The organism is Pseudomonas sp. IPO3778 (assembly GCF_013386825.1).
GTDB lineage: Bacteria > Pseudomonadota > Gammaproteobacteria > Pseudomonadales > Pseudomonadaceae > Aquipseudomonas.
Map to the genome: position 1 here is coordinate 30129 of NZ_JACARC010000017.1, position 15272 is coordinate 45400.

The following is a 15272-nucleotide window of genomic DNA, read 5'->3' on the forward strand; positions in this document are numbered from 1 at the left end:
CGGCTGTGTGCGGGAGGCCTTCGGGTCTGCCGGGTTCCCTTTGCCCGGTCTTGCACACCTGCGTACAGCTGCCACCTTCATTCGCGTGCAAGCGAACGGTGATAGCTTCTTACCTCAAAGGAGTTCCACCATGGTCAAAGTCACACCCGATCCACCAGAATTTCGCAGCGACAGCCCCCTCACCCGCCGCGCCATCGATTACTACCTCAAAGCCTCCGCCCCGGACGGCGCGCCGTTCGTGCTGAACGACAACATGAGTTTTGAAGACGCCCTGGCACGGGCGGCCGACTTGCTGCATTGCGCCGTGGCAACCGCACAGATATCCGGCGAGCCTATGAACGGACAGCAGCGGGCGGTGATGCATTGGGTGGAGATGGCGAAGGTGGTGGTGGATCGGTCGCTGGACTGCCTACAGCCTCGATAACCGTGCTTTCTGTGGCGAGGGGGCTTGTCCCCCGTTGGGCTGCGCAGCAGCCCCAGCAGGCTCACCGAAGTTTTTCAGACAGATAGCGGAGTTTTTGGGAGGGGCTGCTTCGCAGCCCAACGGGGGACAAGCCCCCTCACCACAGAGAGCCCCTCTCCAAGAAAGTACCCAGCCACAGGGAACGGTGCAGGAATCAGAACCCGCGATGCTTCTTCAAATGATCATTGATCTTCGCCGCCGGAACCTTCTGCAAGCTGCACAGCAACTCGTGTGACAACTCCCGCAACCCGTGGGTGCGGCGCAGCTCCTCGGCCAGATGCGCGGTGAGGTTCGCCGCCATCTCCGCATCCGCCATCGCCCGGTGAGCCTTGCCGGTGTGGGGCAGTTGGGCGAATGAGGTCAGGGTACCCAGCTTGTGGTTCGGCGCCGCCGGCATCAAGCGTCGCGCCAGCAACAGCGAACAAGCGAACTTCTGCAAACGGGTACGCCGGATCAACCCCAGCTCGAAATCCCAGAACTTCTGGTCAAACGCGGCGTTGTGGGCCAGCAGCGGCGTGGTGCCGACAAACTCGTTCACCTCGTTCATCACCCGCTCTGCGGACGGCGCCGTGCGCAGCATGGCGTTGCTGATGCCCGTCAACTGCTCGATAAACCCCGGCACGCGCACACCCGCATTCATCAGGCTCTGGTAGCGGTCCACGATCTGGCCCTGCTCCAGGATGACCACGGCGATTTCCGTGGCCCGGCAGCTGCTGCTCGGCTGGATGCCGGTGGTTTCAAAGTCGATGACCGCTATACGTTCCAAACCTGTTCCAACTCCGTCAAAAATCTATTTAAGCAGCAACGCGCCTTCGATCGGCACGTAGCGGCTGGCGGCGCGTATCAATGAGTTGGCCGTCAACCCCGGAACGCCGTAAGCCACTGCCTCCACGCCGTGCTTGTGGATGATGCGGTCCAGCAGCATGTCGAAATCACCGTCGCCAGAGGCCAGCACCACCTCGTCCACATGGGCGGCAGCGTCCATGATGTCGATGGTGATGCCCACGTCCCAGTCACCCTTGGCCGAGCCGTCGCTGCGCTGGATGTAGGGCTTGAGCTTCACGGTAAACCCGAGGTTGCGCAGGATCTGCTGGAATTGCTGCTGCTTGCTGTCGCCACGGTCGATGGCATAGGCGTACGCCTCGACAATCTGCCCGCGCTGGCTGATGTCAGCCCACAGGGCGGCGTAGTTGAAATGACAGCCGTACGCCTGGCGCACGGTGTAATAGAGGTTTTGTACATCGGCGAACACGGCTATCTTTTTCACCGCAAATCCTCATGACACGTGCATGGACCCCGGACTCAAAGGCCCGGAAAGGTTGCCAGTATGCCAGCCACACGGAAGTTTCCGAGAAAAATCAGCCCGGGGCGACGAAGCGCCCCGGTTGAGTGTGGATCAGACGAAGGAATCGTCGTCGCCAAAGGAGGAGGAGTCGTCGGAATAGTCGTTATCAGCGAAGCTGTCGGATGAATTGTCGCTGCCCCAGCTGTCGTTGCCGGCGTATTTCTGGTCGTCGTTGCCCCAGTTGCCGTTGTCACTGGCCGGTGCCGGCTCTTCGCGGATGATTTCTTCAACCACTTGCGGCTGTTGCGAGTTGTGGCTGAACAGGCTGCTGATGCCTTCTGCCAGCATCACACCACCGGCCACGCCGGCTGCAGTTTTCAGTGCGCCGCCGAGGAAACCACTGCCAATCGGCGCTGCGGGTGCCTGTTGCGGCTGTTGGTAATTCTGCTGCGGCGCGCCGTAGTTCTGCTGCGGCGCAGGTTGCCCGCCAAACGACGGACGCGCCGGTTCACGCCAGCCACCGCCCGACGATGCCGGTGCACTCTGGGCCGGCTGCGGGTCGCGGGAGCCACCACCAAAGATGCTCGACAGGAAACCGCCGCTGCTCGGTGCAGGCTGCGCCGCCTGGGACCTGGCCTGTTGCAGTTGGTCCTGCAATTGCTGGATCTGCTCGGCCTGCTGCTTGTTCTGCGCATCAAGGCTCTTGATCGCATGCTCTTGCACCAGAATCGACTGGGTCATGTAGTACGCAGCGGCCGGCTGGCGAGTGACGTGTTCCTTGATCCGCGCTTCGGCCTGGGCGTCGCGGGGGGCTGAGTCCGTTTCGGCTTGCTGCAACCGTGAAAACAGTCCATCGATCAGGGTTTGCTCTTCGCTGTTCATGGCGACCTCGTTAGATTGCCGGTAGAAATCTTCGCCTTGCGCACGATGTGCAAGGTACAGCCTAGTTATGGGGCTGTTACCGATTGTTTCAATAGCCTTTACGTAAGGTTTACGTTTGCTTGCATCTGGTCGTGATCGGTTAAAGTAATGCCCTTGCTTTTTGGCCTGTGAAGACCCTGATGAATCCGTTAGACGTACTGCGCGACTCCTTCTTCTTTTTCAAGCGCAACCTGGGTGCCATCGTGCAGTTGTGCCTGCCATTGGTGATCCTCGAGGCCCTGCTGCAACAAGTACTCGACCACACCCTCGGCCCGGATGCGTTTCCCGGCTACAGCGTGATCGTCGGGCTGCTGGTGTATCCGCTCTACACCGGCGCACTGATCCTGTTCCTCGACGCCCGCACCCGTGGCGAGTCGCCGCGCACCCTGAACGTCCTGGCCATGGCCTTGAGCCTGTGGCCACGCTTTGCCCTGTTGACGGCGGTCAGCACGCTGCTGATCCTGCTGGGCCTGTCGCTGTATTTCCTGCCGGGGTTGTGGCTGATGGTGGTGCTGGCCTTTGCCGAGTATTTGCTGGTACTGCGGGGCATGTCGGCACTGTCGGCCATGAAGGAAAGCCTGCGCCTGACCCGTGGGCATTTCTGGCGCATCCTGGTGTGCCTGCTGTGCGTGATGACCCCGCTGTGGTTGCTCAAAGGTGCCAGCCTGGCGGTATACCCGGATCCGAACCCACTTTTGGGCCTGCTGATCGACAGCGCGCAAAGCTTCCTGCAACTGTTCACCAGCGTGGTGTTGTTCCGCCTGTTCATGTTGATTGGTGGCGACGCCGACGCGCGGTGATATGCTCCGGGGCTGTCCTGCAACGCCATAAGCCGAGCCGATGACCCGATTACTGCGCATTACCCTGCTGGGCCTGCTGATCCTCGCGGCCCTGCTGACCGGCTTGATCTACAGCCTGACCTGGCGCCCGGCCGCCAAGGAAACCCTGCCCATCCGCTGCGTCGCACCCCGTGCGCCGACCCTGTTGCCGGGCCAGGCGCTCAAGGTCATGACCTGGAACGTGCAATACCTGGCGGGCAAGAACTACGTATTCTGGTACGACACCCCGGACGGCAGCGGCCCGGACGACCGCCCCACCGTTGAAGACATGGCGTCCAGCCTCGACGAAGTGGCGCGGGTGATCCGCGACGAGCAGCCAGACATTCTGCTGCTGCAGGAAGTCGACGAAGGCGCCAAGCCTTCCAGCTACCAGGACCAACTGGCCTTGCTCCAGGAACGGCTGGCCGATTTTTACCCGTGCAGCGCCGAGGCGTTCGACTGGAAAGCCGACTTTGTGCCCGACCTGCACATCTTCGGCAGCGTCGGCCGCAAGCTGGTGACCATGAGCCGCTACCAGATCGAACACGCCGAGCGCCAGCAATTGCCGGTGGCCCGGGCCAACCTGATCAGCCGTCAATTCCAGCCCAAGCCCGCGTTATTGTTGACCTACCTGCCATTGAGCGATGGCGGTCAACTGGCCGTGCTCAATACCCGCCTGGACGGCACGGCCCCCGGGCACAACGCGGTGCTGGAACAGGTGCAGGCCACCGTCAAGCTGGTGGATAAATTCGAAAGCCGTGGCACGCCATGGCTGATGGGTGGGGATTTCAACTTGTTGCCGCTGGGGCAGTTCCTGCGCCTGGATCCCGGCAAACGTGGGCAATATTCGCCGGACAGTGAGCTGCACCTGCTGTGGGAAAAGTACCCGATGATCCCGAGCAACAGCCAGTCCAGCGGGATTGACCGGGAAAAATGGCTGACGTACTTCCCGAATGACCCGACGGTAGACGGGCCGGACCGTACGCTGGATTACCTGTTCCACAGCTCGCGGATCAGAAAGGTGGAGAGCAACGTGCGGCAGAGCGATACGGTGCGTATCTCCACTCACATGCCGGTGATTGCGCGGTTCCTGTTGCCGGCGGCGCAGTAAGCCACGCGGCAAAACAGTGTAGGAGCTGGCTTGTGTGGGAGCCGGGCTTGCCCGCGATGCAGGCACCTCGGTCTAGCCGACAGGCCGAGATGATGCCATCGCAGGCAAGCCAGCTCCCACATTAGATCTGCGATGTACTTACTTTCTCGGCTTGATCCGAGCCGTAGGTTCAGCAATCAACGGATCATCCGGCCAGTAATGCTTCGGATACCGCCCTTTCAAATCCTTCTTCACCTCCGCGTACGTGCTGCGCCAGAAATTGGCCAGATCCTGCGTCACCTGCACCGGACGCCTTGCCGGTGACAGCAGATGCAACTTGACCACCTGCCGCCCGCCGGCAATCCGTGGTGTGTCTGCCAGCCCGAATAATTCCTGCAAGCGCACCGCCAGAATCGGCGGCTGCTCGCTGTAGTCCAGCCGCACCGACGAGCCCGACGGCACTTTCAAATGGTGGGGCGCCAACTCGTCCAGCCGCTGGGGCAACGGCCACGGCAGCAGGTTGTGCAGGAAGCTGGAAATATCCAGATTGGCGAAATGGCTCAGGCGCGAGACCTTGCCCAGGTACGGCATCAACCAGTGTTCCAGGCTGATGAGCAAGGCGCGGTCGCTGACGTCCGGCCATTCACTGGCCTTGCCGGTATCCAGCTCACGCAGCAGCATCACCCTCGCCTGCCATTGGCGCAGTTCCGGGGTCCAGGGCAGCAGTTCGAGGCCTTTGCGCCGTACCAGATTGACCAGCGCCTGGCTGCGGGCAGACTCGTCGAGGCCGGTCAGCGGTTCGCGGCTGAGCACCAGCTCGCCGACCTTGCGCTGGCGTTCGGCCCGCAGCACGCCTTCGCGCTCGTCCCAATCGAGCTGGTCGACGTTACGCACCTGCTCGGCCAGCACCGAATCAAACAGCGCCGGATCGAAATCCGCCGCGAGGTAAATCCGTTCTTCGCGCTGGCCCTGGCGGCTGCCCAAATCGGCGATCACCAGCCAAGGTTGTTTCATCAGGCTGTCGGCTTCGGCGAAGAGTGCAGCACGACCGTTGGCGAGGCGGTATTCGGCACCGCCGGCACGCCGTTGCTGGGCGACGCGGTCCGGGTAGGCCAGCGCCAGCAAGGCGCCCAGCCAGCGCGGATGATCGGGATCAGCCACCGGCTGCTCGGCCTTGCCTCTTAAATAGCCACGGTATTGCCGCGCCAGTTGCCGGGCACGCTGCACACCACCTTGGGTGCCACGGGCCTTTTCTTCGCCGGAGAGCAACGCCAGGCGGCTGTGCAAATCCGCACCGGCACCGCGCAGGATATCGCGTTCACCCAGCAGTGCTGCCACGTCACAGGCCATGTTAGCCAGGCCCAGATCCTGGCCACGCAACAACAGATGGGCGATGCGTGGATGCGCCGGTAGCCCGGCCATTTTCTGGCCGTGGGCGGTCAGCTTGGCGTCGCTCAACGCGCCGAGGCGCTCAAGCAAATCCTGCGCTTGTGCATAAGCGGCGGTAGGCGGTACGTCGAGCCACACCAACTGAGTAGGCGCCACGCCCCAGCGGCCCAGTTGCAGGGCCAGGCCGGAAAGATCCGCCGAGAGAATTTCCGCACTGGAATACGCCGCCAGCCCTTCATGCTGGTCCTCGGACCACAACCGGTAACACACCCCCGGCTCCAGGCGCCCTGCCCGGCCGGCACGCTGGGTGGCGCTGGCGCGGGAGATGCGCTGGGTGTCGAGGCGGGTCATGCCGCTGCCCGGGTCAAAACGCGGAACCCGCGCCAGCCCGGCGTCGATCACCACGCACACGCCGTTGATGGTCAGGCTGGTCTCGGCAATGTTGGTGGCCAGTACCACTTTGCGCTGGCCGGCGGGGGCCGGGTCGATGGCGGCGCGTTGGGCGGCCAGGTCCAGTTCGCCGTGCAGCGGGCACAGCAGCACCTGGGTGTCAGGGCCCAGCGCGTCAGCCAATTGCTGATGGACCCGACGAATCTCGGCCTGGCCCGGCAGGAACACCAGCACGCTGCCGGTCTCATCGTGCAGGGCTTCAAGGATCGTCTGCACCAGCCGTGGCTCGATAAATTCGCCGGGCTGGAACGGCCGGCCCCAGCGCATCTGCACCGGGTACATGCGCCCTTCGCTGCGCAGGATGGGCGCATCGTCCAGCAACCCGGCCAGGCGCTCGCCTTCCAGGGTGGCGGACATCAGCAGGATTTTCAGCGGCTGCTCGTCGCGAAACAGGTCCCGGCCATTCAGGCTCAGGGCCAAAGCCAGGTCGGCGTCCAGGCTGCGTTCGTGGAACTCATCGAAGATCAGCAAGCCCACGCCGTCCAGCGCCGGGTCATCCTGCAAGCGGCGGGTGAGGATGCCTTCGGTGACCACTTCGATCCGGGTGTGGGGGCCGACTTTACTGTCCAGGCGAATCCGGTAGCCGACGGTCTCGCCGACCTTTTCGCCCAGTTCGCTGGCCAGCCTTTCTGCTGCGGCGCGGGCGGCCAGCCGCCGGGGTTCAAGCATCAAGATGGTTTGCCCGGCCAGCCAGGGCTCATTCAACAGCGCCAATGGCACCCGTGTGGTTTTACCGGCGCCGGGCGGTGCTTCGAGCACGGCTTCATGGCGCGTCGCCAAGGCGTCACGCAGGGCGGGTAAAACATCATCGATTGGCAACGAATTCATACTGGCTCCAAAGCAGAGCGGCGAGTATAACGGCGAACTGCCGGGTGTCGGTGGTGGTCTCAACAACACGGCCCCGTCCTGACTGGAATGCGGTCAAAGGTGGGAGCTGGCTTGCCTGCGATAGCGGTGTGTCAGCCAACACACCTGACACTGAACCACCGCCATCGCAGGCAAGCCAGCTCCCACATTTGATCATCGTCGCCTTGTAGACTGGCTTATAGTCACTTTCATTATTTTCAAGGAGAGTCCCATGCGTGTTGCTTCCCGTGTCATCGGCGGTGTTCTGGCCGTCACCCTGCTGAGCCAGTTGACGGCGTGCGGCTCGATTTTCTACCCCGACCGCCGGGGCCAGATCGACGGCAAGATCGACCCGGCGATTGCCGTGCTCGATGCGGTCGGCCTGCTGTTCTACATAATCCCGGGCCTGATCGCCTTCGGTGTCGACTTCGCCACCGGCGCGATTTACTTCGAGCCCGGCAAGACCGCCCAGGTGGCCCCGGAAAAACTCCAGCAAGCCATCGGCGCCGACGGTAAGGTCGATAACGCCAAGCTGCAAACCATCATCCAGAAAGAAACCGGGCATAACCTGCCGCTGGACGACCCGCGCATGATCCAGTTCAAGGGCAGCGTGCAACAGCTCGCCACCCTGGGCCTGCAACCCGCCGCTTAAGGACTGACCCGCCCCATGACCACCAGTCCCGAACACGCCCGGCTGTTGCGCCTGGCCACCCGCGCGTCCGTCGGTGTGGCCTGTGTGCTGATTGTGACCAAAGCCATCGCCTGGTGGCTCAGTGGCTCGGTGAGCATGCTCGCCGGCCTGACCGACTCCCTGCTCGACGGCGTCACCTCGCTGCTTAACCTGTTGGCCGTGCACTACGCCTTGCGCCCGGCCGATGACGACCACCGTTATGGCCACGGCAAGGCGGAGTCCCTGTCGGGCATGGCCCAGGCGCTGTTTATCGCCGGCAGTGCGGTGTTGATCGCCTTCCAGGCGTTCCAGCGTTTGCAGCATCCGGAACCGGTGGGCGCGCCATGGTTGAGCATCGGGGTGATCGTCCTGTCCCTGGCGCTGACGGCGGCGCTGCTGGTCCTGCAGCACCGGGTAATCCGCGAAACCGGCTCCAACGCCATCCGCGCCGACTCGCTGCACTACCGCTCAGACATGATGCTCAACGGCAGCATTCTGGTAGCGCTGGTGCTGGCGGCGTTTGGGTTTCATCAGGTGGATGCCTGGTTCGGCCTGGGCATCGCGGCCTACATTTTGTGGAGCGCGATCCAGATCGCCCGGGAAAGCTTTTCGGTGTTGATGGACGAGGAGCTGCCGCCGGATGTCAGCCAGCACATGCTGGAACTGGCGTGCAGTGTGCCCGGCGTATTGGGTGCCCATGACTTGCGCACGCGGATTTCCGGCAGCCACTGGTTTGTGCAGTTGCACCTGGAATTGCCGGGGGAATTGAGTCTGTCAGTGGCCCATGGCATCAGCGACCAGGCCGCCGATGCCATCCACAACGCCTACCCGCGAGCCGAAGTGCTGGTGCACGCCGACCCGCAGGAAGTGGTCAAGGGCGCGAAGGCCTAGTACTGCACCTGATACCCGCGACTGGTCAGGCAGTTGCCCTGGGCCTGGCGGTAGGTTTGCACCACCGCCGGGTCTGGCGCGTAGGTGACGGTCCTGGGGTCGAACCCACTTTGTTGCACGGCCCAGCGATAGCAGTCATAGCCGTCCTGCTGGACTTGCGCCGGTGACTGGCCGTTGGCCGGGTACGCGACCACGTCATAACCATTGCCTTGGGGCACGGGTTGCGGCGCTGGCGCGGCCGGTGGGGGCTCAACCACCACGTACTGCTGGCTGCTTTCTTCGTAGGTGTAATAGGCACCGGCCGCGAGGAAAAACAACGCGCTGCCCACCCACACTTCCCGCGCGTAGTCCGGCAGGTATTGCACGCGAATCCCGTACGGCGGCGTCACGACGACGTAGCGCGGGCCTTGCGGGCGATACCAGTAGCCACCCGAGAAGAAGTAGTCCTGGCCGCGATACGGCACGCGGTAATTGCGGTCGGGGAAGCGGTCGACGATGTAACCCGGACGGTATTGCGGGCCAGGGCCCCAGCCGTTGCCGTGCCCGTCGGGGCGGCCTGGCCAGCGGTGATCGTTGGGGTGGTTATTGCCGCCGCCATTACCGCCATTGAAGCCAGGCCGGCCCGGACCACCCTGGCCGCCATTACCGGCTTGCCAATGCTGGTTGCCATCATTACGACGCGGAATGTCCTGGTAATTGCCGGGACGCGGTTCCTGGGTCTGGCGCACGGTGTCCGGGCGCCCCTGGATCGGCAGGTTATTGGCCGGCTGCGGTGCTTGAGGCTGCGGCGCCGGGTGCGGCTGTTGATTGCCTTGCGGGTGACCCTGCCACTGGCCGCCGCCATTCGGGCGCTCGAAATTCTGGTTCTGCGGCCGTGGCTGATTATTTTCGAAATGCTGATTCTGCGGACGCGGCTGATTACTCTCGGGACGAGGGGCTTCAGGACGCGGTTGATTGTTTTGCGGTCGAGGCTGGTTGTTCTGCGGCCGCGGCTGGTTATTGCCCGGGTGCCCTTCCGGGCCTCTTTCATGCTGACCACCGCCTTCCTGGCGTGGCGGGTCGTCGGCCATCACTTGCGCACCAACACTCATCATCAGCAAACCAACACCTGCCAAACGCCAGATGCGCTTCATGCTATTCCTCACTGCGGATTAGGGCCTACACGTAAGACTGGAAAACCGGGGCCCGGTTCTGCGACAGGTTATCAGTCACGAGAACTATTTTCGCAGGCAATAAAAAGGGGCGACCCGTCGGTCGCCCCTTGAGAACTTCGTCCTGGCTCAACGCTTTTGACGTTGGCTCACCTCACGCCGTCTTGTGGACAGTGTGCAGCCCGGGGGCCGGGGCAACCCGGTGGGGTTGGCGGCCGCAGCCGGCGGTATGAGCGGGCTGCAGTGGACTGTATGTCCGGGCGGTGATTCTGTTGATAACTTTACGCCCCAAGCCCGGACAGAGGATTGCGAAGATTGCGTCAATAAACAGTGCTTGCGCAATTTTTAACCCTGGATAGATAATTCGCCGCAATAGTTACGACAAAGGCCAGCCCCATGAGCAAGCTTGACCGATACGACCTGAGTATTTTGGCGGAATTGCAGCGCGACGCGAGGATCTCCAACCAGGAGTTGGCCGAACGCATCGGCTTGTCGCCTTCGCCGTGCTCACGCCGGGTCAAGCAATTGGAAGATGACGGCTACATCGCCCGCCAGGTCGCCTTGCTCGACCGCAAGATGCTCGGTCTCAGTCTCACGGCCTACGTGCTGATCGGCATGGACCGACATACCCCCGAGCGTTTCGAGAATTTCGAAGCGGCCATCCGCACCTTGCCGCAGGTACTGGAGTGCAGCCTGGTAACCGGGATGGATGCCGACTATCAATTGAAGGTGGTGGTGCCAGACATGGATCACTATCAGAAACTGCTGCTGGGGCACCTGACCCGGATCGAAGGCGTCACCAGCGTGCGCTCAAGCTTTGTGTTGAACCAGGTGCTCAACAGCACCGAATTGCCGCTGACCCACCTGCGCACTTAAGACCAGCGCGGAACAAATGTGGGAGCTGGCTTGCCTGCGATGCAAACGACTCGGTCTTTCCGAGACACCGAGGTGATGCAATCGCAGGCAAGCCAGCTCCCACAGACCGACGCAGGTCAATGATGGGCTTATGATGCTGGCGTATACTTGCGGCCCTACCCCGCCGGAAACCACCCGATGAACTCGATTGATCCCGCCGTGTTTGAAGAATGGATGATGACCGGCCTGGTCAGCATCCTGATCATTTTCATGGGTTTTATCGTCTGGGACCTGGCGAAGAAATCCAAGGCCGGGCGCTTTGGCTCGATGATCCTGTTCTTCGTGCTGGGCCTGGGCGTCGCCGCGTTCATCATCAAGAGCGTGGTGATCGGCCTGATCGAGTCCGGCGCCTTATAAGCGCGCCGGCACTTCCTTCCATTGGCCTTGATCCAGGCCGTCGATCGACCAGTCACCTATCCGCACCCGCACCAGCCGCAACGTCGGCAAGCCCACCGCTGCCGTCATACGTCGCACCTGGCGGTTACGCCCCTCACGAATCACCAGCTCCAGCCAATGGGTCGGCACGCTTTTGCGAAACCGCACCGGCGGGTTGCGCGGCCACAGTTGCGGCTCGTCCAACTGCCGCGCTTCGGCGGGCAGGGTCATGCCGTCGTTGAGTTCCACACCGTCGCGCAAGCGCTGCAACTGTTCCTCGGTCGGCTCGCCTTCCACCTGCACCCAGTAGGTTTTCGCCAGCTTGTGCTTGGGGTCAGCGATGCGCGCCTGCAATTGGCCGTCGTTGGTCAGCAGCAACAGGCCTTCACTGTCACGGTCCAGGCGCCCGGCCGGGTAGATGCCGGGGATGTCGATGAAATCCTTGAGGGTCGCCCGTCCGCCTTCGTCGCTGAACTGGGTCAGCACATCGAAGGGTTTATTGAACAGGATCAGCTTGGGCTCGGCCGGTGGCGCCTTGGCGACACGGCGCGGGGCTGACGAAGTTTGTGGGCTTTTCACACCGGGGCGGCGGGAAACGGGACGGGCAGGACGGGACATGGCAAGGAACATCTAACGGTCAGGACCGACAATGCTAGTGGCCTGACCGTTAAATAACCATCCCAACCGTTTAGCGGAACGGCGGCTCGTCGAAGCTGCGCAGTTTGCGCGAGTGCAGCGAGTTGAGTTCGGTGCGCAACAAATCCACCGCCTCGATGCCGATCTTCAAGTGCTGGCTGACCGCACGTTCATAGAACGCGTTGGCCGAACCCGGCAGCTTGATCTCACTGTGCAGCGGCTTGTCCGACACACACAGCAACGTGCCGTACGGCACCCGCAGGCGGTAGCCCTGGGCGGCGATGGTGCCGCTTTCCATGTCCACCGCTACCGCGCGTGAAAGGTTGATCAGCGGTCGTTCCTGGGCCCAACGCAGCTCCCAGTTGCGGTCGTCGTAGGTCAACACGGTGCCAGTACGCAGGCGCTTTTTCAGCTCTTCGCCCTTTTCGCCGGTGACGTTGGCGGCCGCTTGCTGCAAGGCCATCTGCACTTCGGCCAGGGCCGGGATCGGGATGTTCGGCGGCACTACCCGGTCGAGAATCCCGTCGCGGCGCATGTAGGCGTGCGCCAGCACGTAGTCGCCAATGGTCTGGGACTGACGCAGGCCGCCGCAGTGGCCAATCATCAGCCAGCAATGCGGGCGCAACACGGCCAGGTGGTCGGTGATGTTCTTGGCGTTGGACGGACCCACACCGATGTTCACCAGGGTCACACCGTGGCCATCGCTGGCCTGCAAGTGGTAGGCCGGCATCTGGTAACGATGCCAGACCACGCCTGCAGCGATGGCAGACGCTTCGCCGTGGTCCATGCTCTTGTCGATGATCACGTTGCCCGGCAGCACCATGCGGATAAAACGCGGGTCGCTGCGCAACTGCTCCAGGCCGTGCACGATGAACTGGTCAACATAACGGTGGTAGTTGGTCAGCAAAATCCACGGCTGCACATGGCGCCAGTCGCTGCCGGTGTAGTGCACCAGGCGGCGCAGGGAGAAGTCGACGCGGGCCGCATCGAACAATGCCAGCGGCAGCGGATCGGTGTTTTCCCAGTCGTAGAGGCCATCGGCAATGCCATCGGTGGCAGCCGACAGGTCGGTACTCGGGAACACCCGCGCCAGCGTGGCGGCGGTGACACCGGAGCCGGCGAGTTCATCGCCCTGCTCCACCACGTACGGGTAGGGAATGTTCTGCTGGCTGACGCCCACTTCCACCGTCACGGTGAAGTCGTGCATCAGCGGCACCAGTTGCTCCAGCAGGTATTTGCGGAAGGCCGACGGATGGGTGACGGTGACGCTGTAGGTCCCCGGCAACTGGACCTTGGCATACGCCCGGGTGGTTTGCGGGACTTCGCCCTGCACCAGGTAGGTCAGGCGAAGTTCCGGGTAACGAAACATCGCGCGTTGTTCGGCGTCGGGTTCGACGCGGTCTTTGAGGTAGCGCTTGAGGGCTTGATTGAGTGCGCCAGTGGCACGCTCATGGAGAGCCGCCAGCCGATCCACGGCTTCTTCGGCGGTTTGAACGACAACAAAAGCTTCGGTCACGGTAAGCATCCTGTGTTCTGACTTGCAGGCCTTCATCTTGCCTGTATCCCTGGCGCACTGGAACACCGGAATTGGAATGGGATCAATGTGGGAGCGGGCTTGCTCGCGAAAGCGGTAGGTCAGTCAGCCCATGTATTAGCTGGCCCATCGTCTTCGCGAGCAAGCCCGCTCGCACATTTTGACCGCATTCATTCAGAGGATTTGAGGGGTCGACCGGGCGACAATGGCCTCCACCTCCACACCGCGCGGCAAGGTGCCATACACCCGGCCCGACGACTCGCCCAGGCGGCTGGCGATAAAGCCATCACTCACACTGGCATTGCCCGCCTCCAGCAACAGCTTGGCCTGCAACGCCACCGCAATGTCTTCGGTGAGCTGCCGGGCTCGGTATTGGATGTCCTGGGTGTCCATAAAGGCCGACTTCAACTGCCCGATGTGTCGTGCCAGGTGCTGGTGACCGTGGCCGTCGCCCAGTTCGACAAACAACACTTCCAGCACGCCCGGCTCTTTCGACAACGCCCGCAGCACATCCAGGCACTGCACATTGCCGGAACCTTCCCACGTCGAGTTGACCGGCGCCTCACGGTACAGGCGCGGCAGGATGCTGTCCTCCACATACCCGGCACCGCCCATGCACTCGGCGGCTTCGTTGATCAGTGCCGGGGCGCGCTTGCAGATCCAATACTTGCCCACCGCCGTCACCAAGCGGGCGAATTTGGCTTCCTGTTCGTTATCCAGATGGTCCAGCGCCCGGCCCATGCGCATGCTCAAGGCCAGGGACGCCTCGCTTTCCAGGGCCAGGTCGGCCAGCACGTTTTGCATCAGCGGTTGCTCGCTGAGCACGCGGCCGCCCACCAGGCGATGGGCGCAATGATGGCTGGCCTGGGTCAGCGCCTGGCGCATCAGGGCGCTGGAGCCGACCATGCAATCGAAACGGGTCATGGCCACCATTTCGATAATGGTCGGTACGCCACGCCCTTCCTCGCCGATCATCCAGGCCAGCGCACCGCGAAACTCCACTTCGCTGGAGGCGTTGGAGCAGTTGCCGAGTTTGTTTTTCAAACGCTGGATGTAGAACTCATTGCGGGTGTCGTCCGGGCGGTGCCGGGGCAGCAGGAAACAGCTCAGGCCCTTGTCGGTCTGGGCCAGCGTCAAGAAGCCATCACACATCGGCGCCGAGCAGAACCACTTGTGCCCCACCAACTCATACGCCTGGCCCGGGCCCCCGCCGCCCACCGGATACGCGCGGGTGGTGTTGGCGCGCACGTCGGTGCCGCCCTGTTTCTCGGTCATGGCCATGCCGATGGTGGCGCCGGCCTTATGGGCAATGCCGACGTTGCGCGGGTCGTATTCGGTGGCGAGGATTTTCGGCAGCCAGGTGTCAGCCAAGTCCGGCTGCAAACGCAGGGCCGGGACGCAGGCGAAGGTCATGGTCAGCGGGCAGCCGGTGCCGGCTTCGGCCTGGCTGTGCAGGTAGGTCATGGACGCGCGGGCCACATGGGCGCCAGATTGCGGGTGGGCCCACGGCAGCGACGGCAAGCCATGCTCGACGGCGGTGCGCATCAGTTCGTGGTAAGCCGGGTGAAACTCCACCAGGTCGATACGATGGCCAAACCGGTCGTGGCTGTTGAACACCGGCTTGTTCTGGTTGGCCAAAAACCCGGCTTCCATCAGCGGCCCACCCGCCAGTGCGCCGTAGGTGTCGATGCGCTGCTCGGCCCAGCCGGCGCCGAAGCGTCGGGACCACTCTTGCAGCGGCAAATCGATACGGTACAGGTTGGTGCCGTCCAGGGACGGTGGCTGGTTGGTAACGTCGTGGGTTTCGGCGAACTGGTGCAGGTTCATGGCAGCCTCCT

Annotated in this window: 15 protein-coding genes; 7 read left to right on the top strand and 8 right to left on the bottom strand. The window is 62.9% G+C overall.

Translation table 11 applies throughout. The annotated features are described in order from the left end of the window. The first annotated feature begins 130 nt into the window (after nucleotides 1-130). Nucleotides 131-424, top strand: a complete 294-nt coding sequence (locus tag HX855_RS06590; protein ID WP_177082756.1) for a DUF6124 family protein — start codon at nucleotides 131-133, stop codon at nucleotides 422-424. Between the two features lie 193 nt (nucleotides 425-617). Here HX855_RS06590 and HX855_RS06595 read toward each other — a convergent pair whose 3' ends face one another. From HX855_RS06595 to HX855_RS06605, 3 genes are all read right to left on the bottom strand, one after another. After that, entirely contained in the window at nucleotides 618-1229 is a 612-nt protein-coding gene (locus HX855_RS06595; RefSeq protein ID WP_003215504.1) for a PolC-type DNA polymerase III, read from the bottom strand. 24 nt (nucleotides 1230-1253) lie between these two features. Beyond that, nucleotides 1254-1730: an NYN domain-containing protein gene (locus tag HX855_RS06600; RefSeq protein ID WP_032861784.1), complete on the bottom strand. Its 477-nt coding sequence runs from the start codon at nucleotides 1728-1730 to the stop codon at nucleotides 1254-1256. A 129-nt stretch (nucleotides 1731-1859) separates the two neighbouring features. After that, a complete protein-coding gene (locus HX855_RS06605) occupies nucleotides 1860-2630 on the bottom strand; it encodes a DUF2076 domain-containing protein (protein ID WP_177082758.1) in 771 nt (256 codons plus the stop codon). Nucleotides 2631-2809: 179 nt separating this feature from the next. On the opposite strand from HX855_RS06605, the gene HX855_RS06610 reads away from it, so the two are divergent. Continuing rightward, entirely contained in the window at nucleotides 2810-3469 is a 660-nt protein-coding gene (locus HX855_RS06610) for a YciC family protein (RefSeq protein WP_177082760.1), read from the top strand. Between the two features lie 40 nt (nucleotides 3470-3509). Further along, nucleotides 3510-4598 carry an endonuclease/exonuclease/phosphatase family protein gene (locus HX855_RS06615; protein WP_177082762.1) on the top strand — a complete coding sequence of 363 codons (1089 nt, stop codon included), beginning with the start codon at nucleotides 3510-3512 and terminating at the stop codon, nucleotides 4596-4598. 138 nt (nucleotides 4599-4736) lie between these two features. On the opposite strand, the gene hrpB is transcribed toward HX855_RS06615, so the two are convergent. Continuing rightward, a complete protein-coding gene (hrpB, locus tag HX855_RS06620) occupies nucleotides 4737-7244 on the bottom strand; it encodes an ATP-dependent helicase HrpB (RefSeq protein WP_177082764.1) in 2508 nt (835 codons plus the stop codon). 250 nt (nucleotides 7245-7494) lie between these two features. Here hrpB and HX855_RS06625 point away from each other — a divergent pair, with 250 nt between their 5' ends. Beyond that, entirely contained in the window at nucleotides 7495-7914 is a 420-nt protein-coding gene (locus tag HX855_RS06625) for a polyribonucleotide nucleotidyltransferase (protein ID WP_177082766.1), read from the top strand. A 15-nt stretch (nucleotides 7915-7929) separates the two neighbouring features. Continuing rightward, the gene (locus HX855_RS06630) at nucleotides 7930-8823 is read left to right on the top strand and encodes a cation diffusion facilitator family transporter (RefSeq protein WP_177082768.1); all 894 of its coding nucleotides are present in this window, start codon (nucleotides 7930-7932) and stop codon (nucleotides 8821-8823) included. On the opposite strand, the gene HX855_RS06635 is transcribed toward HX855_RS06630, so the two are convergent. Then, the gene (locus HX855_RS06635; protein WP_177082770.1) at nucleotides 8820-9956 is read right to left on the bottom strand and encodes a DUF6515 family protein; all 1137 of its coding nucleotides are present in this window, start codon (nucleotides 9954-9956) and stop codon (nucleotides 8820-8822) included. The genes HX855_RS06630 and HX855_RS06635 overlap by 4 nt on opposite strands. A gap of 414 nt (nucleotides 9957-10370) precedes the next feature. On the opposite strand from HX855_RS06635, the gene HX855_RS06640 reads away from it, so the two are divergent. Together HX855_RS06640 and HX855_RS06645 are read left to right on the top strand one after the other, a co-directional pair. Then, nucleotides 10371-10850: an Lrp/AsnC family transcriptional regulator gene (locus HX855_RS06640; RefSeq protein WP_003194418.1), complete on the top strand. Its 480-nt coding sequence runs from the start codon at nucleotides 10371-10373 to the stop codon at nucleotides 10848-10850. 186 nt (nucleotides 10851-11036) lie between these two features. Then, a complete protein-coding gene (locus tag HX855_RS06645; RefSeq protein WP_026077819.1) occupies nucleotides 11037-11246 on the top strand; it encodes a DUF2788 domain-containing protein in 210 nt (69 codons plus the stop codon). On the opposite strand, the gene HX855_RS06650 is transcribed toward HX855_RS06645, so the two are convergent. From HX855_RS06650 to HX855_RS06660, 3 genes are all read right to left on the bottom strand, one after another. Continuing rightward, nucleotides 11241-11882, bottom strand: coding sequence for a pseudouridine synthase (locus tag HX855_RS06650; RefSeq protein WP_029616066.1), 642 nt, complete (start codon nucleotides 11880-11882; stop codon nucleotides 11241-11243). The two genes, HX855_RS06645 and HX855_RS06650, sit on opposite strands and share 6 nt — an antisense overlap. 70 nt (nucleotides 11883-11952) lie before the next feature. Further along, entirely contained in the window at nucleotides 11953-13452 is a 1500-nt protein-coding gene (amn, locus tag HX855_RS06655) for an AMP nucleosidase (RefSeq protein WP_172834544.1), read from the bottom strand. Between the two features lie 156 nt (nucleotides 13453-13608). Then, on the bottom strand, nucleotides 13609-15261 hold the full coding sequence (locus HX855_RS06660; RefSeq protein WP_177082772.1) for an acyl-CoA dehydrogenase family protein: 1653 nt from the start codon (nucleotides 15259-15261) through the stop codon (nucleotides 13609-13611). Nucleotides 15262-15272 lie beyond the last annotated feature (11 nt).

Bases quoted from the DNA above. Each gene is read 5' to 3' on its own strand.
- HX855_RS06590 (WP_177082756.1), top strand. From the start codon at position 131: ATGGTCAAAGTCACACCCGATCCACCAGAATTTCGCAGCGACAGCCCC.
- HX855_RS06605 (WP_177082758.1), bottom strand. From the start codon at position 2,630: ATGAACAGCGAAGAGCAAACCCTGATCGATGGACTGTTTTCACGGTTG.
- HX855_RS06610 (WP_177082760.1), top strand. From the start codon at position 2,810: ATGAATCCGTTAGACGTACTGCGCGACTCCTTCTTCTTTTTCAAGCGC.
- HX855_RS06615 (WP_177082762.1), top strand. From the start codon at position 3,510: ATGACCCGATTACTGCGCATTACCCTGCTGGGCCTGCTGATCCTCGCG.
- hrpB (WP_177082764.1), bottom strand. From the start codon at position 7,244: ATGAATTCGTTGCCAATCGATGATGTTTTACCCGCCCTGCGTGACGCC.
- HX855_RS06625 (WP_177082766.1), top strand. From the start codon at position 7,495: ATGCGTGTTGCTTCCCGTGTCATCGGCGGTGTTCTGGCCGTCACCCTG.
- HX855_RS06630 (WP_177082768.1), top strand. From the start codon at position 7,930: ATGACCACCAGTCCCGAACACGCCCGGCTGTTGCGCCTGGCCACCCGC.
- HX855_RS06635 (WP_177082770.1), bottom strand. From the start codon at position 9,956: ATGAAGCGCATCTGGCGTTTGGCAGGTGTTGGTTTGCTGATGATGAGT.
- HX855_RS06640 (WP_003194418.1), top strand. From the start codon at position 10,371: ATGAGCAAGCTTGACCGATACGACCTGAGTATTTTGGCGGAATTGCAG.
- HX855_RS06650 (WP_029616066.1), bottom strand. From the start codon at position 11,882: ATGTCCCGTCCTGCCCGTCCCGTTTCCCGCCGCCCCGGTGTGAAAAGC.
- amn (WP_172834544.1), bottom strand. From the start codon at position 13,452: ATGAAGGCCTGCAAGTCAGAACACAGGATGCTTACCGTGACCGAAGCT.
- HX855_RS06660 (WP_177082772.1), bottom strand. From the start codon at position 15,261: ATGAACCTGCACCAGTTCGCCGAAACCCACGACGTTACCAACCAGCCA.